General features: G+C 67.5%; 17 protein-coding genes and 1 pseudogene. 8 read left to right on the forward strand and 10 right to left on the reverse strand.

Going from position 1 to position 21,879, the window contains the following annotated elements; translation table 11 throughout:
* Window positions 1-6: 6 nt before the first annotated feature.
* From BWQ92_RS11360 to BWQ92_RS11370, 3 genes are all read right to left on the reverse strand, one after another.
* Window positions 7-1,008: a transketolase family protein gene (locus BWQ92_RS11360; protein WP_076799616.1), complete on the reverse strand. Its 1,002-nt coding sequence runs from the start codon at window positions 1,006-1,008 to the stop codon at window positions 7-9.
* The gene (locus BWQ92_RS11365; RefSeq protein ID WP_076803669.1) at window positions 1,005-1,871 is read right to left on the reverse strand and encodes a transketolase; all 867 of its coding nucleotides are present in this window, start codon (window positions 1,869-1,871) and stop codon (window positions 1,005-1,007) included. Before BWQ92_RS11365 ends, BWQ92_RS11360 begins: the two co-directional genes overlap by 4 nt.
* A gap of 65 nt (window positions 1,872-1,936) precedes the next feature.
* On the reverse strand, window positions 1,937-3,274 hold the full coding sequence (locus BWQ92_RS11370; protein ID WP_076799617.1) for an MFS transporter: 1,338 nt from the start codon (window positions 3,272-3,274) through the stop codon (window positions 1,937-1,939).
* A 189-nt stretch (window positions 3,275-3,463) separates the two neighbouring features.
* Here BWQ92_RS11370 and BWQ92_RS11375 point away from each other — a divergent pair, with 189 nt between their 5' ends.
* From BWQ92_RS11375 to BWQ92_RS11390, 4 genes are all read left to right on the forward strand, one after another.
* On the forward strand, window positions 3,464-4,288 hold the full coding sequence (locus BWQ92_RS11375; protein WP_076799618.1) for a sugar phosphate isomerase/epimerase family protein: 825 nt from the start codon (window positions 3,464-3,466) through the stop codon (window positions 4,286-4,288).
* A gap of 32 nt (window positions 4,289-4,320) precedes the next feature.
* Window positions 4,321-5,094: an SDR family NAD(P)-dependent oxidoreductase gene (locus BWQ92_RS11380; protein WP_076799619.1), complete on the forward strand. Its 774-nt coding sequence runs from the start codon at window positions 4,321-4,323 to the stop codon at window positions 5,092-5,094.
* A 71-nt stretch (window positions 5,095-5,165) separates the two neighbouring features.
* On the forward strand, window positions 5,166-6,926 hold the full coding sequence (locus tag BWQ92_RS11385; RefSeq protein ID WP_076799620.1) for a dihydroxyacetone kinase family protein: 1,761 nt from the start codon (window positions 5,166-5,168) through the stop codon (window positions 6,924-6,926).
* Window positions 6,923-7,414 carry a ribose-5-phosphate isomerase gene (locus BWQ92_RS11390; RefSeq protein WP_076799622.1) on the forward strand — a complete coding sequence of 164 codons (492 nt, stop codon included), beginning with the start codon at window positions 6,923-6,925 and terminating at the stop codon, window positions 7,412-7,414. Before BWQ92_RS11385 ends, BWQ92_RS11390 begins: the two co-directional genes overlap by 4 nt.
* A gap of 6 nt (window positions 7,415-7,420) precedes the next feature.
* Here BWQ92_RS11390 and BWQ92_RS11395 read toward each other — a convergent pair whose 3' ends face one another.
* From BWQ92_RS11395 to BWQ92_RS11410, 4 genes and pseudogenes are all read right to left on the reverse strand, one after another.
* The gene (locus BWQ92_RS11395) at window positions 7,421-8,545 is read right to left on the reverse strand and encodes a sulfite oxidase (protein ID WP_076799623.1); all 1,125 of its coding nucleotides are present in this window, start codon (window positions 8,543-8,545) and stop codon (window positions 7,421-7,423) included.
* Window positions 8,546-8,672: 127 nt separating this feature from the next.
* Window positions 8,673-9,522, reverse strand: a pseudogene (locus BWQ92_RS11400) (SDR family oxidoreductase).
* 6 nt (window positions 9,523-9,528) lie between these two features.
* A complete protein-coding gene (locus tag BWQ92_RS11405) occupies window positions 9,529-10,533 on the reverse strand; it encodes an aldo/keto reductase family protein (RefSeq protein ID WP_076799628.1) in 1,005 nt (334 codons plus the stop codon).
* A 39-nt stretch (window positions 10,534-10,572) separates the two neighbouring features.
* Complete coding sequence (locus BWQ92_RS11410; RefSeq protein ID WP_076799629.1) at window positions 10,573-11,349, reverse strand: hypothetical protein; 777 nt, start codon at window positions 11,347-11,349, stop codon at window positions 10,573-10,575.
* Window positions 11,350-11,552: 203 nt separating this feature from the next.
* Here BWQ92_RS11410 and BWQ92_RS11415 point away from each other — a divergent pair, with 203 nt between their 5' ends.
* Window positions 11,553-11,957 carry a YchJ family protein gene (locus BWQ92_RS11415; RefSeq protein ID WP_076799630.1) on the forward strand — a complete coding sequence of 135 codons (405 nt, stop codon included), beginning with the start codon at window positions 11,553-11,555 and terminating at the stop codon, window positions 11,955-11,957.
* A 61-nt stretch (window positions 11,958-12,018) separates the two neighbouring features.
* Here BWQ92_RS11415 and BWQ92_RS11420 read toward each other — a convergent pair whose 3' ends face one another.
* The 3 genes from BWQ92_RS11420 to BWQ92_RS11430 form a co-directional block, all read right to left on the reverse strand.
* Entirely contained in the window at window positions 12,019-12,966 is a 948-nt protein-coding gene (locus tag BWQ92_RS11420; RefSeq protein WP_076799631.1) for a TIGR04086 family membrane protein, read from the reverse strand.
* A gap of 197 nt (window positions 12,967-13,163) precedes the next feature.
* Window positions 13,164-15,137 (reverse strand): acyl-CoA dehydrogenase family protein, encoded by a 1,974-nt coding sequence (locus BWQ92_RS11425; RefSeq protein ID WP_076803670.1) that lies wholly within the window; start codon window positions 15,135-15,137, stop codon window positions 13,164-13,166.
* Between the two features lie 163 nt (window positions 15,138-15,300).
* A complete protein-coding gene (locus tag BWQ92_RS11430; RefSeq protein WP_076799632.1) occupies window positions 15,301-15,603 on the reverse strand; it encodes a hypothetical protein in 303 nt (100 codons plus the stop codon).
* 315 nt (window positions 15,604-15,918) lie between these two features.
* Here BWQ92_RS11430 and BWQ92_RS11435 point away from each other — a divergent pair, with 315 nt between their 5' ends.
* Genes BWQ92_RS11435 through BWQ92_RS11445 form a run of 3 tightly spaced genes read left to right on the forward strand, consistent with a single transcriptional unit; the run spans window position 15,919 to window position 21,724 of the window.
* On the forward strand, window positions 15,919-17,367 hold the full coding sequence (locus BWQ92_RS11435; RefSeq protein WP_076799633.1) for a DUF3375 family protein: 1,449 nt from the start codon (window positions 15,919-15,921) through the stop codon (window positions 17,365-17,367).
* A gap of 2 nt (window positions 17,368-17,369) precedes the next feature.
* Window positions 17,370-18,254, forward strand: a complete 885-nt coding sequence (locus BWQ92_RS11440; RefSeq protein WP_076799637.1) for a DUF4194 domain-containing protein — start codon at window positions 17,370-17,372, stop codon at window positions 18,252-18,254.
* Complete coding sequence (locus BWQ92_RS11445; protein WP_076799638.1) at window positions 18,251-21,724, forward strand: ATP-binding protein; 3,474 nt, start codon at window positions 18,251-18,253, stop codon at window positions 21,722-21,724. The genes BWQ92_RS11440 and BWQ92_RS11445 overlap by 4 nt, the downstream gene beginning before the upstream one ends.
* Window positions 21,725-21,879 lie beyond the last annotated feature (155 nt).

Raw genomic sequence — 21,879 nt, forward strand, 5'->3', positions numbered from 1 at the left:
GCTGATTCAGCCGAGTTCGGCGAGCACCTTTGCCACGATGCGCTGGACGGACAGGCCATAGCGTTCGTGCAGGGTGGGCAGGGCGCCGGCGTCGAGGAATTCGTCGGGCAGGGCCACGGGCACCACACGCTTGCCGAGGCCGGCGGTGACCACTGCCGAGGCGACCGTCTCGAACAGCCCGCCCACCACGCTGTGGTTTTCCAAGGTGACCGCGAGGCGGTCGGTGTTGATCTCGGCCAGGACAGTTTCGGCGTCGAACGGCTTGATCGTAGGGGTGTGGACGACGGCGACGTCCACGTTGTGTGCCTCCAGGGCCTTGGCTGCCTGCAGGGCACGCATGGTCATCAGGCCGCTGGAGACGAAGACGACGTCGTTGCCTCCGCGCAGGACCTTGGCCTTGCCGAGCTCGAAGGTGTAGTCGTACTCGTCCAGGACCGTGGGGACGTTGCCGCGGAGCAGGCGCAGGTAGGTGGGTCCTTCGCTGGCTGCCAGCTGCGGGACGGCCTGTTCGATATCGATGGAGTCACAGGGGTCCACGATGGTCAGGTTGGGCATGCCGCGGAAGATCGCCATGTCCTCGGTGGCCTGGTGGCTGGGGCCGTAGCCGGTGGTGAGGCCGGGAAGGCCGCCCACAATGTTGACGTTCAGGTTGGGTTCGGCCGCGTCGAGGCAGAGGAAGTCGTAGGCGCGGCGGGCGGCGAACACGGAGTACGTCGAGGCGAAGGGGACCAGGCCGGTTTCGGCGAGGCCCGCGGCGGCGCCGAACAGGAGCTGCTCGGCCATGCCCATCTGGAAGAACCGCTCCGGGAAGGCCTTCGCGAAGATGTGCATGTCCGTGTACTTGCCCAGGTCCGCGGTCAGGCCCACGATCCTGTCGTTCTCCTGCGCGGCCTTGACCAGGGCGTGCCCGAACGGCGCGGACGTGGTCTTCTGGCCGGGATCGGCGAAGGACGCGATCATCGCCGAGGTCTTCAGTTTCGGCTTCGCGGCCGTGGTGGTGGTGCTCATCGGGCGGCCTTTCCTTCGTATCCTGCGGTCAGCTGCTCGCGGCAGGTCTGCCATTCGTGTTCTTCGATGCGCATGAAGTGCGCCTTTTCCCGGTCCTCCAGCAGCGGCACGCCGCGGCCCACCTTGGTGTCGCAGAGGATCACGGACGGCCGTCCGCTGGTGTCGGCCTGGGCTGCTGCATTGTCGAATGCTGCGAGCAGTGCGGCGACGTCGTTTCCGTCCACCCGCTGGGTGTACCAGCCGGCGGCTTCCCACTTTTCGGTGATGGGTTCGGTGCGCAGCACGGTGTCGGTCTTGCCGTCGGCCTGCAGGGCGTTGATGTCCACCATGGCGGTCAGGTTGCCGAGCTGGTGGTGGTGGGCGCCCATGGCAGCCTCCCAAGTGGAGCCTTCGTCCAGTTCCCCGTCGGAGAGGAAGTTGAAGACCCGGGACTCAGATCCCTGGTAGCGCAGGCCCAGCGCCATGCCGACGGCGATGGTCAGTCCGTGCCCCAGGGAGCCGCCGGAGATTTCCATGCCGGGGGTGTAGGTGGACATGCCGGACATCGGGAGCCGGGAATCGTCCGAGCCGTAGGTTTCGAGCTCGTCAACGGGGACGATGCCCGCCTCGGCCAGGGCCGCGTAGTGGCCGATCGCGTAGTGCCCGGTGGAGAGCAGGAACCGGTCACGGGCCTCCCAGTGCGGGTCCTCCGCGCGGAAGCGGAGCTGGTCGGCGTACACGACGGCGAGCATGTCCGCGGCTCCCAGCGCCTGGCCCACGTAGCCCTGGCCCTGGACCTCGCCCATGTTCAGGGCGTGATGCCGGATCCGGTACGCCGCGGCACTGACCCGATCCAGGCGTTCTGTGGCTGTTTCCGTGGTCATTTCTTCCTTCTCGGAGGGGTCGCTGGTGTGCAGTTCCTGCGGGATGGCTTCGTTGACGGTGGTCATTAGGCGTTCACCGACTGGGGCGTGCTTTTGGTGATTTCATCAGCCAGCTGGCGTTCCCGCTTGCCCCACGTTTCGCGGGTGGCGACGGCTGCCCAAAGGCCCACTGCCGCGTACAGGCCGAACAGCATTGCCGGGCCCATCCAGCCGAAGCTGACGAACAGAAGGGTGGTGACGAACGGGGTGAAGCCGGAGACCATGGCGGAGATCTGGTAGGCCAGGGAGGCGCCGGAAGCGCGGGTCTTGGCCTGGAACAGCTCGGGGAACCATGCACCCTGTGCTCCTGCGAGGGAGTTCTGGCAGACGGCGTAGGAGATGACGATCGTGGCGATGATGAAGATGAACAGGCCGGTGTTGACCAGCAGGAACATCGGAATGGCGAACAGCAGGGCGAAGGCGCAGGACCAGATGTAGACCGGGCGGCGGCCGACCTTGTCCGTCAGGCGTGCCCAGGCCGCTGTGGCGATGATGCCTACGGCGGAGGCGATGCAGAGGGCCACCAGGGTCTGGGTCTTGTCGGCGAGCTGCTGCGTGTGGAGGTAGGAAATCATGTAGGTGATGGATACGGCATAGCCGGCGGTCTCCGCCACGCGCAGCCCGATGCCCTTCACGATGTTGCGCCAGTCGGTCTTGAGGACCTCGACGATCGGGGACTTCACGATGTCGCCGCTGTCCTTGACCTCGTCAAACACGGGGGACTCGGGAACCTTGGAGCGGATGATCAGGCCCACAACCACCAGCACGATGCTGGCCAGGAAGGGGATGCGCCAGGCGAGCTCGCCGCCGAGGTTCACGCTGACCAGGAACACCAGGTTGGCCAGCAGCAGGCCCACCGGGAAGCCGGCCTGCACGATGCCCGTGTATTTGCCCTTGGCCTTCCACGGTGCGTGCTCGTAGCTCATCAGGATCGCCCCGCCCCATTCGGCGCCAAAGGCCAGGCCCTGCACGATGCGGACGAAAACCAGCAGGGCCGGAGCCAGCAGGCCCACCTGGCTGTAGGTGGGAAGCAGGCCGATCAGGAAGGTCGCGACGCCCATCAGGATGAGGGACGTGACCAGGACAGGCTTGCGGCCTACCTTGTCGCCGAGATGGCCGCCGATGATGCCGCCCAGCGGGCGGGCAGCGAAGCCGACGCCCAGCGTGGCGAAGGCTGCCAGCGTTCCGGTCACCGGGTCGCCCGTGGGGAAGAACGCGGTTCCGAAATAGAGGGCGGCCGCAGTACCGAAGCCAATGAAGTCGTAGGTCTCGATCACGGCGCCGACGCCCGAGCCGATAGCGACACGCTTGGCGTCCTTGGTGCCGTGGACCGGCCCCCGCATGTTCAGAGCTTCGTTGCTCATGGTGGTTCCCTTTCGAAGAGCGGCTGAACCAGGTCCAGCGCTGTCGACTGTTAACAAGATATGTCCAGTGTGACCGACGTCATGCCGACTGTCAACAGTCACCGTCAGGAGTTGACTGTTAACAGTCGAACGCCCTAATGTGGTGGTAATCACTACCGCCTGCCGGGCACGACCAGAGGATCAACGACGATGTTCCATTCCCGACTCGGGTGCTCATCCATCAGCTTCCGCCACCAGGATCTGCCCGCAGCCCTGCGGACCATGGCCGGGCTGGGTTTCAATGAAATCGACCTGGGCGCCCTTCCGGGCGTCTGCGACCACGTTCCGTATGAGCTCGACGCCGACGCCGTCTCGGCGGTGGCCAGCGACGTGGCGGCGTCGGGCCTCCGCGTACGTTCCGTCAACGGGGACATCGGGGACCTCAATGCAGTGCTCGACGCCGGCCGGCAGGCCGAGCGGGACAGGCACCTTGATGCGCTGCTCACCCTCACGGCGAAGACGGGAGCCAAGGCGCTGGTCCTTCCCTGCGGCGCGCTGAACCACGAGCCCGTCCGGAGCCTCGAGGAGGACCTTGACCTCGTCGCGGCGCAGCTGATCCGGGCGGGGGAGCGTGCGGCGGAGTTCGGTGTCGAACTCTGGACCGAGTCGCTGCACTTCCTGCGCTTCTGCTGGAATCTGGAGCGCGCCGAACTGCTGGCGCAGCGGCTGGCGGGTTCCGGCGTCGGAATTGTCATGGACTTCAGCCACATCGTCGCCGCAGGCGAGGACCCCCTGGAGTACCTTGCACGGCACAAGGGCCGCATCGCCCATGTGCACCTGCGCGACGCCGTGCCCGGGAACATCAACCTCAGCATCGGCAACGGCCAGGCGGATTTCGCCGCCGGCCTGCGGGCCCTCGCGGCCCAGGGCTACACCGGGCACTTCAGCCTGGAACTCGAAACCCGGGACGTCACCCACGACGAACGTCCGGCCGCCGCCGCCAAGGCAGCGAGCTTCATCACCGACCTCATCTGATCCACCCACCACAGAAACCACCTAGGAGCATCATGTCCGCCATTCAGCGCACCGCCGTCCTCACCGGAGCCACCTCGGAGCGGGGCATCGGCCTCACCACCGCCCGCCGCTACGCCAGCCAGGGCTGGGCCGTGGTGATCCTGGACCTCGACGGCGAGAAGTCCGCCAAGGTCGCCACCGAAATCGGCAACGAATTCAACGTCCCGGCCTTCGGCTACGAGATCGACGTCGCCAACGAGGAGTCGGTCAACGCCGCGTACAACGCCGTGGCCGCCGAGGTCAAGAGCGGGTCCCTGCCCGCCGTCGGCGCCCTGGCCAACATCGCCGGCATCACCTCGCCCATCCCGTTCCTGGAAACCACGCTTGACCTGTGGAACAAGGTCATGGCCGTGAACTCCACCGGCACCTACCTCGTCACCAAGGCCTTCCTGCCGGACATGATCGAGAACGGCTGGGGCCGCATCGTCAACATGTCCTCCGTATCCGCCCAGCGCGGCGGCGGCGTCTTCGGCAAGGTCCCCTACTCCGCTGCCAAGGCCGCCATCCTCGGCTTCACCAAGGCACTCGCCCGCGAGCTGGGGGACTCCGGCGTCACCATCAACGCCATCACCCCGGGCGCCGTGGACACCAACATCCGCGTCGGCAGCACCGACGAGCAGGAAGCCGCCATCAACGCCGGCATCCCGCTGGGCCGCAACGCCACCACCGAGGAAGTGGCTGCCGTCATCACCTTCCTGTCCTCGGAGGAGTCCGCCTACCTGACCGGCACCACCATCGACATCAACGGCGGAAGCCACATGCACTAAGCACCCCAGTACTTCTCCCGACCGCCCAGCAGCATGCCAATCCCGCCGCCCCGCCGCACAGAGAGCCAGCCATGACCAGAATCTTCAACAATCCAGCGGACTTCGCCGAGGAAGCCCTTGCCGGCTTCTGCGATCTTCACTCCGGACTGGTCCGCCAGGTTCCCGGCGGCGCCGTGCGCCGCCACCGGCCGGCGGCCCCGAAGGTGGCGGTTCTCGCCGGCGGCGGGTCAGGCCACTACCCGGCCTTCGCCGGGCTCATCGGCCCCGGCTTTGCCGACGGCGCGGTGGTGGGGAACATCTTCACGTCACCCTCCGCGCAGCAGGCCTACGCCGTGGCCAAGGCCGCGGACAGCGGCGCCGGCGTGGTGTTCACCTACGGCAACTACGCCGGCGACGTGATGAACTTCGGCATGGCCAGCGAGCGGCTGGCCGCCGAGGGCATCGCCGTCGAGAACGTCCTGGTGACGGACGACGTCGCCAGCGCCCCGCCGTCGGAAGCGTCCAAGCGCCGCGGCATTGCCGGGGACTTCACGGTCTTCAAGGTCATGGGGGCAGCCGCGGAAGCCGGGGCAGACCTGGCCGAGGTTGTCCGCCTGGGCCGCAAGGCCAACAGCCTCACCCGGACCATCGGCAGCGCCTTTGCCGGCTGCACCTTCCCCGGCGCCGATGCACCGCTCTTCTCACTGACTGAAGGGCAGATGGGGCTGGGCCTGGGGATCCACGGCGAGCCCGGCCTCTTCGACACGGACCTTCCGCCGGCCGCGGACCTGGGCCGCGAGCTGGTCACCCGTGTGCTGGCCGAAACCCCGGACGGGGCAGGGCAGCGGATCGCGGTGATCCTCAACGGACTGGGCTCCACCAAGCATGAGGAACTGTTCGTGCTGTGGGGGACCGTTGCACCGCTGCTCCGCGACGCCGGCTACACCCTGGTGCTGCCGGAAGTGGGCGAGCTGGTCACCAGTCTGGACATGGCCGGCGTGTCCCTCACGGTCACCTGGCTGGATGATGAACTGGAGCCGCTCTGGGCCGCGCCGGCGGAAACGCCGGCGTACCGCCGCGGAATCACCGCGGCACAGTCGGGCAGCATCCTCGCCTCCGAGGCGGCCGACGACGACAGCACCGCCGTCGCCTTCACCGCCACCGCTTCCTCCCGCGGGTATGCAGCCGCGTGCGTCGCCGCACTGGAGTCGGCGCGTGATCTCCTGCATGCGGAGGAGCCGCGGCTGGGCGACATGGATGCGATCGCGGGCGACGGCGACCACGGACGCGGCATGGTCAGGGGCGTCGACGCAGCCGTGGCCGCCGCCGCGGACGCCCTCGCCCGGGGTGCCGGTGCGGGAGACGTCCTGGCCGCCGCCGGGGATGCCTGGGCGGACCGCGCGGGCGGCACGTCGGGAGTCCTCTGGGGTGCCGGCCTGCGTGCCCTCGGCGAGTCGCTGGGCAACAGCGAGGTTCCGGGAGCCGCCGATCTATCGGCAGCCGTGACCGCGTTTGCCGGCCGCATCACCGGCCTTGGCAAGGCCGAGCTTGGGGACAAGACCATGGTGGATGCGCTGCTTCCGTTCGCCGAAACCCTGGCCCGCCGGGCCGGGGAAGGCGCCGGGGCCGAGGCGGCCTGGGAGGAAGCCGCTGCCGCTTCGACGGCAGCCGCCGCTGCCACCGCCACACTGCGCCCGCTGAAGGGCCGCGCCCGTCCGCTCGCGGAGAAGAGCCTGGGCACTGCTGATCCGGGTGCCACGTCCCTGGCCATGGTCTTCACCGTCCTGGGCAAGCACCTGGCCAGCGAAGCGGCCGTGCCCGCTGCGCGCACCGAAGCGGGGGCCGCGGTATGACCGCCGCAGCAGGCCGCCCCGTACTGCGGATCATCGCCGGCGCCGACGAGGCCGGTGTCGACTACAAGGACCGCATCCTGGAGGATCTCCATGCCGATGCCCGGGTTGCGGAGGTGATCGATGTCGGGGTCAACCGCACCGACGAGCCGGACGAGTTCAGCAAGCCATATCCCCATGTCGGCATCACTGCAGGGGAAATGATCCGGGACGGGCACGCGGACCGGGCCATCCTGTTCTGCGGGACCGGGATCGGCGTGGCGATCGCCGCCAACAAGGTGGCGGGCGTGCGGGCAGCCACAGCCCACGACTCCTTCTCGGTGGAGCGGTCCGTGCTGTCCAACAACTGCCAGGTCCTCACCATGGGGCAGCGGGTGGTCGGGCTGGAGCTGGCACGCAGGCTCGCGCGGGAATGGGTGGGTTACACCTTCGACCCCGAGTCGGCGTCGGCCGGAAAGCTGACCGTGCTCAGCGATTACGAGGGGTGCTGAGCACACTTACTCGACGATGACCCGGATCCGCTGCACCGTGTTGTTGCCCATGCCCTGGTAATTCCAGTGCTGCCCCAGCGGCTGCACGGCGCCGGTGGCGTCGGTGGCCCGGCAGGCCAACTCGTGGTGGCCGGGGTCTGCCACCCAGGGCAGGCTCCAGCCGCGCCACGCAAAGGCACCGGCAGGCTTGTCCAGCTGGGCCGGGACCCACTTGCCGTCGATGCCGACCTCCACCTTTGTCACGGCGCCCTCACCGGACCACGCCCGGCCCTGCAGCATGACCGGCCCCCGCGGCAGGTACCTGCGGCGGGTGAAGAAGTCAGGGATGCCAGGCGGAACCATCAGCGACCGGACCCTGATCCGCGAAACCGGAGTGCCGGCGTCGTCCGCGTTGTGCTGGTAGCGGTAGGCGACCGACTGCTGGAAGCCGGTGAACGGCGTCGTGACCACCTGGATGGACTGCAGCCACTTGACGCTGGCCATGCCGTACCACCCGGGGACCACCAGCCGCAGCGGATAGCCATGCTGCGGCGGCAGTTCGTTGCCGTTCATCTTGTAAGCAAGGACGACGTCGGCCCGGGACGCCTCCGAAATCGGCAGGCTGCGCGCGTACTGCTGCCGGACGCCGCCCTGGATTCCGGCGTCGAGGCCCGTGAACACCACCTCGACGGCTTCGGGCTCGACCCCGGCCTGGCCCAGCAGGTATGCCAGCGGCACACCGGTCCACACCGCCGTTCCCACGCCCTCCAGCGTCCAGGGCTGGCTGAGCGGCCGCGGCCTCAGCAGTGAACGCCCGTTGCCCGCGCACTCCATGGTCACCTGGACGCTGATGGCCGGGTCGCGCTTCAGCGCCGCGAGACTCAGTTCCATCGCCCGCTCCACAGCCCCGCCGATCCGCAGGTGCCACGCGCCGCTGACCTGCGGAATATCGAAGTGCGTCAGCACATAATGCAGCCCCGGCGGGGTGACGTCCTCGCGCAGGGCCTCGAGCGGCATCGAGTGGTTCCGTACGGCGAGCTGCAGTTCCTCCCTGGTAAGGGGACCGTGGGTGGGTTCACCGGAATGGGGTGTCAAACCGGACTGCGGTACGGGGCGGGCGGATGGTCGGCGTCGGTAGATCAGCTTGGACATGGCCTTGCGATTCTGCTCGGTGCTGCGGTTTTGTCTGGCGTTGCGGGATGCTGCCAGGGTGCAGCTGCTGTTGGGCGTGCTCCTCCTCACAGGTTTACGCCGCACACATTTGGCCGTCAACCGCCCGCTACAGCTGCGGCAGTTTCACCAGTTCCTCGAGTGCCATCGGGTCCTGCCCGGTGAGCCCGTGCACGTCCGACGTCGCCCCGGCCAGCTCGCCCGCGGCAATCGCCGTGTAGGTGCTGACCCACGCCTCCACCTGCCATGCCGGCGCGCCGTAGGACGCGCGGGAAGCGAACGCCTCCTCAACGGTTTCGTGGTGGTACGTGACTGTCCGGCCGGTGGAGCGGGTGAGCACCTCGGCGGCGTGCGCCAGTGAGATGTCCTCCGGGCCGGTCAGGTCATAGGTGGCCCCGGCGTGGACGGCGGGGTCGCGCAGCACGGCCAGGGCGGCACGGGCAATGTCCTCCCGGGCGACGGCGGCCATCACGCCGTCGCCGGCCGGACCCCGGATGACGCCGTCTTCTCCCGCCAGCATGGGCAGGAAATCCAGGTAGAAGTTGTCCCGCAGGAACGTGAAATCCATCCCGGAGGCCCTGATCCGCTCCTCGGTGGCGTAGTGGTCTCGGCAGCGTGAAGGTGCAGTCGGGCGCCGCCCCGAAGAAGGACGTGTACACGATGTGCTGGACGCCGGCCTCCGCCGCGGCGTCCACGAAGGCGTAATGCTGCTGCAGCCGGTCCTCCGCTTCTGCCGCTGACACCATGAACAGCACCTTGACCCCTTCCAGGGCCGGCCGTGAGAGCACCGGGTCCCCGTAGCTGACCGTCGCCGCCGGGGCATCCGTCAGGTCCGGCGCCCGGCGGGTATCACGCACCAGCAGACGCTGGGAGAACCCGGCGTCGGCCAGCTGCCGGGCCACCATCCCGCCCAGGACCCCGGTGGAGCCGGTGATGGCAAGGTCTGGAAGATCGCTCATATGCTCCTAAGCCTCGCGCGTTGCGGGGGACTTGGTCTGGGCCGGGTCCCGTTCAGCGAGGGCTCCGACGGCGGCGTCGATCTTCTTCAGGACGTCCGGTTCGAGGCGGACACCGGCGGCCGCGGCGCTGTCGGCCACCTGTTCGGGCCGGGAGGCGCCGACGATCGCCGATGCTACGTTCGGGTTCTGCAGTACCCAGGCCACGGCCAGCTGCGGCATGGTCAGGCCGGCTTCCTCGGCCACGGGCCGCAGCTCCTGCACGGCGGCGAGGACGTCGTCCCGCATCCAGCGCTGGATCATCTTGGCGCCGCCCTTGTCGTCGGTGGCCCGGCTGCCCTCCGGGAGGGGCTGGCCGGGCAGGTACTTGCCGCTCAGCACGCCCTGCGCCATCGGGGACCAGACGATCTGGGAAACACCCAGCTCCTCGGACGCCGGGACCACTTCCTCCTCGATGACCCGCCACAGCATGGAGTACTGCGGCTGGTTGGAGATCAGCTGGAAGCCCAGTTCCTTGGCCAGGGCATGGCCGTTGCGCAGCTGCTCGGCGGTCCACTCGCTGACGCCGATGTACAGGGCCTTTCCCTGCCGGACGATATCCGCGAACGCCTGCATGGTTTCCTCAAGCGGCGTTTCGTAGTCGTAGCGGTGCGCCTGGTACAGGTCCACGTAGTCCGTCTGCAGCCGGCTGAGGGAACCGTCAATGGATTCCATGATGTGCTTGCGCGACAGGCCCACGTCGTTCTTGCCTTTGGGGCCAGTGGGACCGAACACCTTCGTGAAGATTTCAACCGACTGCCGGCGTTCGCCCTTGAGCGCTTCGCCCAGGACAGTTTCCGCCGCGGTGTTGGCGTACACGTCAGCCGTGTCGAACGTGCTGATGCCGGCGTCCAATGCCGCCCGCACGCACTGGGTGGCGACGTCGTTCTCCACCTGGGAGCCATGCGTGAGCCAGTTGCCGAACGTGATTTCTGAGATCTTGAAGCCGCTGTTTCCGAGGTATCTGAATTCCATGGGCTTCACGCTAGCGGAGATGGTTGCTCAGGGTAAGGGTCAGGCGCGGGTGCGGACGTCCGGGTGCTGTGCGAGCGACGTCATGGAACCCGTGTCCAGGACAGCTGCGTGTGCGGCAACGGCAGGCTTCCGGGCTGGCCGTGGCGGCTGCGCGGACAGCGCCAGGGCGGACCGGACGGTTTCGCCCTTGCTGGCGTTGCCCTTGCCGGTGTTGCCCGAGCCGGCCGCTTCGGCCGGTACGGCGTCGTGGCGCAGGGCCGATTCCACGAGCGGCGCCACCTGCGTCACGCTGGCCGCGGCCACATCAGGGGGCGGCAAGTCCCGCACCGTGACTTTGACTTCGGGCGCGGCAGCCCGGGCACGCGCCACCGCGCGGGCGTCGGCGGCAGCCACGGCGTCGGCCCAGTCCTTAGCGGGGACGGGCGGCACCGGACGGGCGGCCGTGACCAGGGGGTGGTGGGCGACGGCGTTGCGGAGCGCCTCCTGGAGGCCGGCGCGGGTCCGCAGTTTCTTCCAGTTGACCGGTTTTCGGGGCTCGCGGACCGGGCGCACCTTGGCGGCCTTGGCCTTTGCGGGCACCGTTTCTGCCTCAGGGGGCAGCGGACTGCCGTCGGCGGCCAGCCGCACGATCTCGACGGTTTCGTTCCTGGGAAGACGGCCGAACAGCGCCATCACGATCAGCACCACAAGGCGTCCGAGTCCCGCAATCACCAGGGTGAGCATGACGCTCACGCACAGGCCGAGGAACATGAGGAAAGCAACAGCCAGGGTGCCAAAAAAGGTCAGGTTCAGTGCAATCGTTGTCGGATCTTCCACTTCACCCTCCTTACTTTTCGGCGTTCAATCCACAAGTGATTACGCCGGAAAACAGCCCCTAACCACCTTACGGACTATTTACTGCCGACATGCCCGCATGACAAGTAGCGGCAACTGTTGTTTCGAAGCTGTTATAGGACGCCGCAGTGCGCTGGCGCGGATAGGCTGTTGCAGCAAGCGACGCCAAGACTCCAAGGGGTGCCATGACCGAGCCAGAATCCTTTTCCGGTAACTGCCCGTGCCTGTCCGGCGAGCAGTATTCGGACTGCTGCGGCCGGTTCCACGGCGGTGGGGCGGAGGCTGCCACTGCGGAGCAGCTGATGCGTTCCCGGTACTCCGCATTCGTCCTGCTTGATGCCGGCTACCTCCTGAAAACATGGCACCCCAGCACCCGGCCCGGGGAGCTGGAATTCGATCCGGGCCTGCAATGGCGGCGGCTGGACATCGTGTCCCTCCAACGCGGCGGCCCGCTGGACACGGAAGGCGTGGTGGAGTTCAAGGCTTACTTCCGTCATGACGGCGAGCGCGGTGTCCATCATGAAACCAGCCGCTTCCTCAGGGTGGACCGGCGCTGGTATTACGTGGACGCCGTCGCACTTCACCGGTAGCGGAAGCTGTGATCGCCCTGCCGTGGGCCGGTTCTCCTCGCCCTTCAGTTCTGCCCGCTGCTCAGCGCTCCTCGTAATCTGCCGTAGGGGTAAATCCGGCACGGTCCACCTTGCGGTGGAAGTGCATGCCGGCCATCCCGCCCAGGACGGCGCCCACCAGTGCCACCAGAGCGACCACGACGGCGGCGATGATGCCTGTGGTGGTCACCTGGCCTTCGTTGACCGGAATCCGCGGGAAGCTGTTCAGCTGCGCCAGGATATTGAACTGCTCTCCCGCGATCATGCCGAGCACGGCCACCAGCACAGCGGCAATCGCGGCCCAGATCCATACCATGAACCCCTGCTTCGCGCCATTGAACCTGGCCATCCTGCCGGCGACATAGCCGCCGCTGTAGTAGGAAGCAAAGAGGATGACCAGCAGGACGATGATGCCCACAATGCCCACCGTCTGGTTCGACGCGGCCTGGCCCACAGCGGCATTCACGTCAGTGTTCGTCGCAAGCCCCACGGCGGTTCCGGCCGCAGCGACCAGGGCGGTCAGCAGGACGGCCATGCCTGTGGCGGCCAGCCAGCCAAAGAACGCCGAACCGATTTTGATGCCGCCGAACGCCTCCTTTTCGCGCGCCACAGCCATTTCCCGGGTGGCAAAGGCAGGGTCGTCGGAACGAGACCTGTCCGGGGTGCCGTCCGGTTCGGTGTCCGGTGTGTAGTGGCGTTCCGCGTATGGGGCGTCCGGGCCGGTGGTGTTGAGGGCCCGGGTGTGCGTGTCCGCCGCGTCGGCAGGGCTGTTGCCGGCTGCCGAGCGCCGGGACTCGGTGGCGTCGTAGACAGGAGTGGCCTCCGTGGGAGCGTCTGCCCTACTGCGCTCCGGGGTGCCATGACCAGCAGGGTAGGGCTCAGCCGCGCTGTGTTCGGGCCGGTTGGACTCAGGCCTGATCGGTTCGGACGTGCCTGATTCAGAGGACGTGTGCCGGGGGCGTCTGTCCCCGGAACCGATTGTGCTGCTCATCAGCGAACTCGCTTTCATTGAACGGACCCGGGCTCAGGGACCTGAGCCGGGCAACGCAATGCCGAGGCCAAGGCACTGGCCTCATTTCTAGCTAACTCCGTTCAATGGGCATTAGCAAGGATGCTTAGTATCTTGGTTTGGGCGCGTCTTCCCTTGTCAGAGGCGGTCTTGGGTGGTGCGGAGGCTTCCGCTGGGCGTCAGCGGTAGCCGCGGTGCAGGTTCTCCCGGGTCGATTCCCGGGCTGTCGCGTCGGCGATCCAGGGACCGGTTCCTTCGGACTGGTCCAGCACCCCGGCCTCCAGCCATTGGTAGTCTCCGGCAAGCACCTTGCGCGCGAGGTCGCGGTCGCCGTCGTCGGTATTCCGCCACAGCTGGTCGAAGTATTCGTCCACCCGGACGCGTGCCTGCTCACAGAAGGCGTCGGCCAGTTCAAAGGCCGTGGCGCCCCGCTCAGGAGCGGTCCGGAGCAGCATTTCGGCGCGCGAGCAGCTGGCGGCCATCGCGAAGAGTTCCGCTCCAATATCGACGATCCGTCCCAGGAAGGCCTGTTTGTGCTCCAGGCGGGCCTGCCAGCGGCCCATGCCGTAGAACGTCTGCCGGGCGAGCCGGCGGGAGGAGCGCTCCACGAAGCGGAGGTGCTTGGCGAGCCGGCCGAACTCACTGTACGACCGCGGATCCATGCCGGCGCCCGCCACCAGCTTGGGCAGCCACTTTGCGTAGAAGCCGGAGGCTCCGACGGCGGCCCGTGCCTTGTCCGAAAGGCTCGCCTCGGCGGAGGCCAGGTCCCCGGCCGCGGCGAGGTGAGCATCCACGGCCTCACGGGCTATCAGCAACCGCATGATTTCCGACGAGCCCTCGAAGATGCGGTTGATCCGCAGGTCGCGCAGCTGCTGTTCGGCGGGGACGGCACGCTCGCCGCGGGCCTCGAGGGATTCGGCCGTTTCGAAGCCGCGCCCGCCCCGGATCTGCACAAGTTCATCGGCGATCCGATAGCTGATCTCGGTGGACCACGGTTTGGCCAGGGCGGCCTCGATGCGAACGTCCTTCTGCCCGGCGTCGGCCATTTCCGCGGACAGCTCGAACACGGCGTCGAGGGCGAACGCGGTGGCGGCGATGAACGCGATCTTCTTGCCCACGGCCTCGTGCTTGCCCACCGGGCGGCCCCACTGGGTGCGCGCATTGGACCATTCGCGGGCAATCTTGAGGCTCCACCGGCCCGTTGCCACGCACAGCGCGGGCAGCGAGAGCCTGCCGGTGTTCAGTGTGGTGAGGGCAATCTTCAGGCCCTGGCCTTCCCGGCCCAGCCTGTTGGCGGCCGGCACCCGGACCTTGTGGAAGCGGGTCACTCCATTCTCAATGCCCCGCAGTCCCATGAAGGTGTTGCGGTTCTCGACAGTGATTCCGGGGGAGTCCATTTCCACGACGAAGGCTGTTATTCCGCCCTTGTGCACGGCGCCCGCCGAATCGATGTGGCGCGGCACCACAGCCATTACCACCACGAGCTCGGCGATGACGCCGTTGGTGGTCCAGAGTTTGACGCCGTCCAGAACGTACGACTCGCCGTCGGCACTGGGAACTGCGGTGCTGCCCATTCGCGCGGGGTCGCTGCCGACGTCGGGCTCGGTGAGCAGGAACGCGGTGACGGCCCCCGCCGCGCAGCGCGGCAGGTACGTGCGTTTTTGCTGGGGGGTGCCGAACACCTTCACCGGTTCCGGCACGCCGATGGACTGGTGGGCGGAAAGCAGGGCGCCCAGGCTGGGGTGCACGGATCCCAGCAGCGCCAGCGCCCGGCCGTAGTAAACGAGGGACAGGCCCAGGCCGCCGTACTCCTGCGGAATCTTCATGCCGAACACGCCCAGCTCCGCCAGGCCGCGCAGGTATTCGTCGGGGATCTTCGCGTCGCGTTCGATCGTCCGGCCCGACATGGTGCGGCAGTATTCTGTCAGCCGCGCCATGAAGGCCTCGCCGCGTTCCACGTCATTGGGTTTGGCGGCGGGCCAGGGATGGATGAGGCCGAGGTCAAAGCTGCCGAGATAGAGGCCTTTGGCGAAGCTGGGCCTGGTCCACTCGGTTTCGCGTGCTGCCTCGGCAATGGCGCGGGCGTCCTCCGCGGACGCGCCTGCACCGATCTTCTCGGGCGTAACGGGTGTTTCCGATGCGGGGCTGTCCACGGGCGGAACGGCGCCGGTGCCGTCCGTTGCTGTGCTGTTTCCAGCCGTGCTGTCGGGAACCTGGCGTTCAGCCGCCTGGCTGTCGGTGGCGGAGCTCACGGGGCATCTCCTCTGACCGGATGACCGGCTCAAAGCCCTGGGTCCGCCGCGGGTGGAGAACCCTTCAGCTGTCCCTCAATGCTACCCGCGGGTAGGTTCCGGTGCTAGGGGAAGGCTGCCCCTGAAGTTCCGCGGGAAACTCGACTGCAGCGGCGTGGTGCACCAGCCTGTCCCAGGCGTGGTTGATCCCGTGGACGGTCCTGAGCAGCGCCGCGGCGATGGCCAGCCAGGCCAGCCTCCCCACGCCCACCAGGACGAGCGCGGCGAATGCCGCCACCGCCACGAACAAGACAAGCACCAGGGCAAACATCAGCGTTCCGATGAACACCAAGGTGGCCGTCTCCACTGCACTCAAGTCGAACTGCATGCTTCCCCCTGCGCCGTTGCTGCGGATGGATCAGTAGCTTGAGATTAGGGCCAGGGACGAAGCTTCCTCCAGACTCTCAGCCATGCTGTGGCCGCGTTGATACGGGATCGAGACAATACGCCGCCGTAGGTCACGGAGTGATTGCGAAAACCTCATCTGTCACACCAGTAACGTTGCCCGACGGTCAACACGGCCCGCCTGCCGGACCCGCGGGACCCGCGGCACAGGCCGGTTTGTGGCTCTGCGTTAACCTTGTAGTTGGCAGTTTTCGGGTTTCCGCTGCCCAGACCAACCCCCAGCCGCTAAGGAGAGTGTGTGCCCCGGTCCGCGACGTCCTCTGCTGACGCGATCAGCGCAAGGCTCCGGGACCTCGAGCTCCTCACCAAGGGGCCCGCGTGGGCACTCACCCGTTCGGCCCCGTGGGTGATCGCGGTCCTGCAGGCATCCTTTACCCGCGCCCGGCCGCAGCTTCCGCTGGAAGAATTCCATGCCGACATCGATTCCTTCCTTGAGCAGCTGCGCCGCCAGGACCCGGGGCTGGGCGGCCATGCCAACGGAAAGTCCTTCGGCGATGAGTGGACGCGCAAGCAGTTCCTGACGCGCCGGAACCAGTCGGGGCAGATCGTATACGAGGTCACCGAGCCGGCGGCCCGCGTGCTGGCCTTCCTGGACAGCCTCTCCAGTGACAGGTCCACGCTCAACGGTTCCCGGCTGGGCACGCTCCTGGGTGACGTGGAGAAGCTCGCCAACGAGACCAACCCGGACCAGAGCGCCCGGCTGGAAGCGCTGGAGGAGGAGATCGGGGAACGGCAACAGCTGATCCAGGACATCAGCTCCGGTGACTTCGACGGCCTGCTCGACGACGACCAGGCGGTGGAAGCGGCCGGCAACATCCTGGACCTGGCCGCCAGCCTGCCCGCGGACTACAAGAAAATGCGCGACCGGATCGAGGAGCTCGTGGGCGAGCTCCGGAACCAGATCATCGAGGAATCACTGACCAAGGGCGCCACCATGGCCCAGGTTCTCGAGGCGGACAAGCGGCTGCGCCAGAGCCCGGAGGGCAGGACCTTCCGTTCCTTCACCGCCTTCCTCGAGGACCCGCAGCAGCAGCTGCGCTTCCGCTCGGCCATCGGCGAGGTGCTCAGCCGCCAGTTCGCGGACGACCTTTCGCAGGAAGACCGCGAGACGCTGAAAAACCTGGTGGCGGAGCTCCGGCAGCAGCACAGCCAGATCCAGCGCATCTACGGCAAGCTCAGCGAAAGCCTGAACACCTACGTCCAGAGCGACGACTTCCGCCAGTCAGTGCGGCTCCGCAAGGTGCTGCGGGAGGCCGAACAGGCTATCCGGTCCATGCCCTACGAGCGTGAACGTCCGGGCCTGGTCCGCGGACCGGTGCTGTTCAACGCCGGTTTCGAATCGCTCTCCATGGTCAAGCTCTTCGATCCGGACGAGTTCGCTGCCCCGCCCAAACTGGCCGATCCCATCGCCTTCAGCGACTCGGACCGGGTCCGTTCGCCCCGGACCGCCAAAGCCAGGCCGGAGTCGATCCGCGCCGCGGCGGCCGGCGCCTCCACCCTCGCCGAGGCGTGGGAGCAGCTCCCGCCCGAGGAGCAGCACATCAACTCCATCCGTGCGCTCCTCTCGCACGCACTCCACACCGGCGCCGACTTTGACGCGCTGGCCTGGGAGACCCTCGACTTCGAACAGATAGACGGCACCACCCGCAAGGCGTATCTGCCGGTGGTCACGCTCAAGAAGGACTAGCGATGACTGAAGAGATTACGACAGCGGACGCCGGGACGCCGCTGGCCGAGGACGCTCCGTTCGCCGAGCATGGCGAAACCCCGGCAACGCCGGCTGCTTCCCTCGCCGGCGTCAGCCCCCGCGACACGTTCGTGGACGGTGCGGCGCTCTTCCCCGGTGACACCGGCGTGCTTCCCATGAAGGTGCGCCAGGCCCTCGTGAAGCTGCTGAAGGGGCCGTATGTCGACGGCGGACGGGACGGGAAACTCTGGACCACGCTGCTGGACAACCAGCTGATCCTGCGCAGCCGGCTCTCGGAGCTGTTCCTCACGCTGCAGCTGGACCACGAGCGTAAGATTGCAGTGCTGCGTCCCGTCGATCCCGAAGCGATCGGCGGCAGTGCCCGCTCCAGTATCCTGCGCCAGCAGCGCGCCCTGAGCCGGGTGGAAACGATCGTGCTGCTGCGCCTGCGGCTCCTGCTGGACCGCCACGTCACCGCCCAGACGGACCCCACGATCACCCGCGAGGAAATCGCCGAGCTCGTGGCCCACTACCAGCCAGCCGGCCAGCAGGACGCCCTGCGCGACTCGGATGTGGTTAACCGGGCAATCACCAAGCTTCTCGCCCGACAGCTCCTGCTCACCACGGGCCTGGACGACGTCTACACCATCTCCAACGCCCTGCCCCTGGCCCTCCCGTTCGACAACATAGGCGACATCCCTGCCCAAATCGAAGCCCTGATAGCCGCCACGGCAGACGCCTCAGGGACCGAAGCAATGCTGGAACTCGACGGCGAGACCTCTTCCCCAGACGAGGATGGTGACGAACTTGTTGGTGAGGTAGCGAAAGCCGCATCCACCACGGAGGCGAACGGAACCACCGAAACGGAAGAAGGTGCAGCCAAGTGACTATCGCGAGCATGCTTCCGCTGGGCGACGTCGTCAATCCTGGCCAGATGCGCCTGGCCCAGGTGCAGGTGGTCAACTGGGGCACCTTCCACGGGGCGCACACGATGCACGTGGACCGCAATGGCACGCTGCTGACGGGCAACTCGGGCGTGGGCAAGTCGACGCTGTTCGACGCCATCCTCCGGGTGTTCGACGCCCGGCCGCGCTCCAATGAGGCCGCCGCGCAGCGCTCGGGCGGCGCCGTGGAGGACAAACGGACCACGTTTACGTACATGCGCGGCAAGGTGGGGGACAAGGCCGTCGGCGAGGGTTCGGCCAGCGCGTTCCAGCGTCCCGGGGCCACCTGGTCCGCCGTCGCCCTGACGTTCGACAACGCTGCGGGCACCAGGGTGACGGTGTCGGCGCTGTTCGACCTGCCCAAGAACGGTACGGAATCGAGTGTCGGCAGGTACTACCTGATCGACAACAGGCCGCTGGACCTGTCCGCCATTGAGGACATCGCCGAGAAGCGCTTCACCCGGGCCGCGCTGGAAAACATCTTCCCGGACGCCCAGGTCTTTGACGTGCACAAGGCGTTCGCGGAGCGCTTCCGCCGGCTTCTGGGCATCAATTCGGACCAGGCGCTGCCTTTGCTCCGCGTCATCCAGGCCGGCAAGGGCCTCGGCGGCAGCGTGAACACCTTCTTCCGCGACCAGGTGCTGGACGCTCCGGCCACGCTGGCCGCGGCGGACGACGTCGTGGAGGAATTCAGCAACCTCATGTCCATCCGGCAGCGCCTGGAGGACGTCCGGCAGCAGCGTGACCAGCTGGCTCCGGTCCCCGGCCTGAACAGGGAGTACGCGCAGTCGCTGCTGGACGCGAACCGGCTCCGCGAGCTCGCCGGCGAGGAATTCGAGGCCTACCGCCAGCAGCTCGCTGTCAGCGTGCACGAGAAGACCCTCGCCCGTTTCAAGGCGCTCGCCCAGGCCAAGGCCAAGGATCTTGCAGCCGAACGCGGCGTGCGTGACGGCCTGGCCAAGGAGCTCCGGCAGCTGGAGGCGGAGTACAACAACCAGGGCGGCAACGCCATCTCCTCGATCGAGCAGTCACTGGAGAACGCCCGCGTGGGGCTGAAGCTCCGCCAGCAGGTCGAGGAAGCTGCCCGGCAGGCGCTCACGGACGCCGGCCTGAACCTCGAATGGACCGCGGAGGGCTGGGAGCAGGCCCACGAACAGGCCGCTGCCCGCTCGGCCGAGCTGAAGGACGATTCCGCGGCCCTGCAGGAGCTGCGCTTTGAGGCGTTCGACGCACACGCTGCGAAGAAGCGTGAGCTTGCAGCGGCCGAGCAGGAGCTCGTGTCGCTGAAGACGCGCAAGTCCCTGCTGCCGCCGTCGAGCATTGAAAACCGGGCGGCGATTGCCGCGGCCACGGGCATCCCCGAGGAGCAGATGCCTTTCGGCGGCGAGCTGATCGACCTGGCCGAGGGGCAGGAGCAGTGGCGCCCCGCGGCGGAACGCGCCCTGCGGAACCTGGCCACCACGTTGCTGGTGCCGGGCGAGCACTTCGCAGCGGTCACCCGCTACCTGAACGGCAACACCGTCCGCGGTGCTTTGCGGGCGGTGGACGTGTCCAAGCCGCTCGCCGGGGCGGCGCTCGCGGTGGAGGACGTGGCCGACGGCGACCTGCTGACCAAGCTGGACATTCTCACCACCGGGATCAACGCCGACGCCGGGGAATGGATCCGCGAGCGGATCGCCCTCGACTTCGCCTATCCGTGCGTGGAGAACCCCGACGAGCTGGCGGTGCTGGACAAGGGCCTGAGCCTCGGCGGTGTGGTCAAACGCAACCGGCACACCGTGGAGAAGGATGACCGGTTCACCAGCCGGCAGGATTACGTGCTCGGATTCGACAACGCCTCCAAGCTGGAACTCGTCGCCGGACAGGCGGAGGATCTGCGCCAGGAACTGGCCAAGGCGGCGGAGCTGGCCCAGAGCCGCGAGGAATCGCACCAAGGAATGTCACGGCAGCTCGAGGCCCTGCGCAGGGTGGCCGAGGACAACCGCCCATGGGAACAGGTCTCGGCCGCGGTCGCCGCTGACGAACTTGGCCGCATCGAACAGCGGCTCAGGGACGCCCTCGCCGCCCAGGCCGACCTCGAACCGCTCCGCGCCAACATCGAGACGGTGCGCCAGAAACACCAGTCCAGCACCGAGGCCGCCGCGGTGCTGCAGAGCGAATACAAGGCGCTGGACCAGCAGCTCACCGCCTCCGATGCGATGCTGGAAGCCGCGCGCACCCGCCTGAACCAGGCTCCGCCGTCGGACTCCACCTGCGCGGCGCTGGCGCCGTACTTCGCCGAATTCGGCGACGTCACCGAAATGCATGAGCTGGACAACCTTGCCGGCCGGGTGCGAACCCAGCTGCTCGGCGAGCTGCACGGTGCGGAGTCCCGCGCCCAGGCCACCTCCGAGCGGCTCACTCGGATCTTCGAAGGCTTCGTCCGCGACTGGGGCACCGCCATTTCGGCCGACCACGGCACGTCCATCGGCGCCGTCGGCGAGTTCGAGGCCCGCTACCACGCGATCATCAATGACGGGCTGCCCGCGCAGGAGGCCGAGTTCCGGCAGTTCTTCAACCAGCGCACCCATGAGTCCTTCAGCACGCTGCTCCACCTGCTGGACGAGGAACGCCGGTCCATCACCAGCCGGATCCTGCCGCTGAACGGGATCCTGTCCGAGGTGAACTTCCACGAGGGCAGCTACCTGGAACTCGACATCAAGCAGACCTTGCCCGCCACGGCCAAGCAGTTCAAGGACGCCATCCAGAACGCGCTGAAGACCCGGCATACCCGGCCGGCCAAGGCAGAGACGGCCAAGGCCGAAACTGCCCAAGCGGGCCAGGACGAGGACGCCGAACTGACTGCACGCTACAAGTCGCTGGAGACGCTGGTCAAGCGGCTGGGATCGCAGACCCCCGAGGACCGGCGCTGGCGGGCCGAGGTGCTGGATGTGCGCGGGCACCTGTTCATCCAGTGCAAGGAGCACCGGGAGGTGGACGCGCCGGCTGGGAAGAAGGGCGGCAAACGGACAGAGGTGTTCATGCATGCGGACACCGGTTCGATGTCCGGCGGTGAGCGCCAGCGGTTCACCGCGTTCATCATGGCCGCGGCACTGAGCTACCAGCTGGGCATCGCCGAGCAGGGCTTCACCACGTACGGCACGGTGATGATGGACGAGGCGTTCGTGCTGGCGTCGGAGGAGTTCGCCGGCGCGGGCATCAAGGCACTGCATGAGTTTGGCTTCCAGCTGCTCCTGGCGGCGCCCGAGAACGTCATCGACCTGTCCCGCCACCTGGGCTCGGTCACGGAAATCCTCCGCGACAGGCGCACCAACCGGTCCGGCGTGCTCAGTGCCCCTGTTATTACTCCGAAACCGGGAACAGCAGGGCAGTGGCGGTCCGAGGCCAATCCGGTTGATATCGTGCTGCGGTGAGTAACGCTTTCGTCGCTTTATAACAAATCGATGGATTTATTAAACAGACTCTAGTGTGGGGCTGTTTTGGCGTGCGACTGTGGTGGCTCCACCAGTCTTCGCCAAACGCTTCACAGGGTCATGGACACTCCCATGCGGCGGGCAGAGCAGCCCCT

This window comes from Arthrobacter sp. QXT-31, assembly GCF_001969265.1.
Lineage (GTDB): Bacteria > Actinomycetota > Actinomycetes > Actinomycetales > Micrococcaceae > Arthrobacter.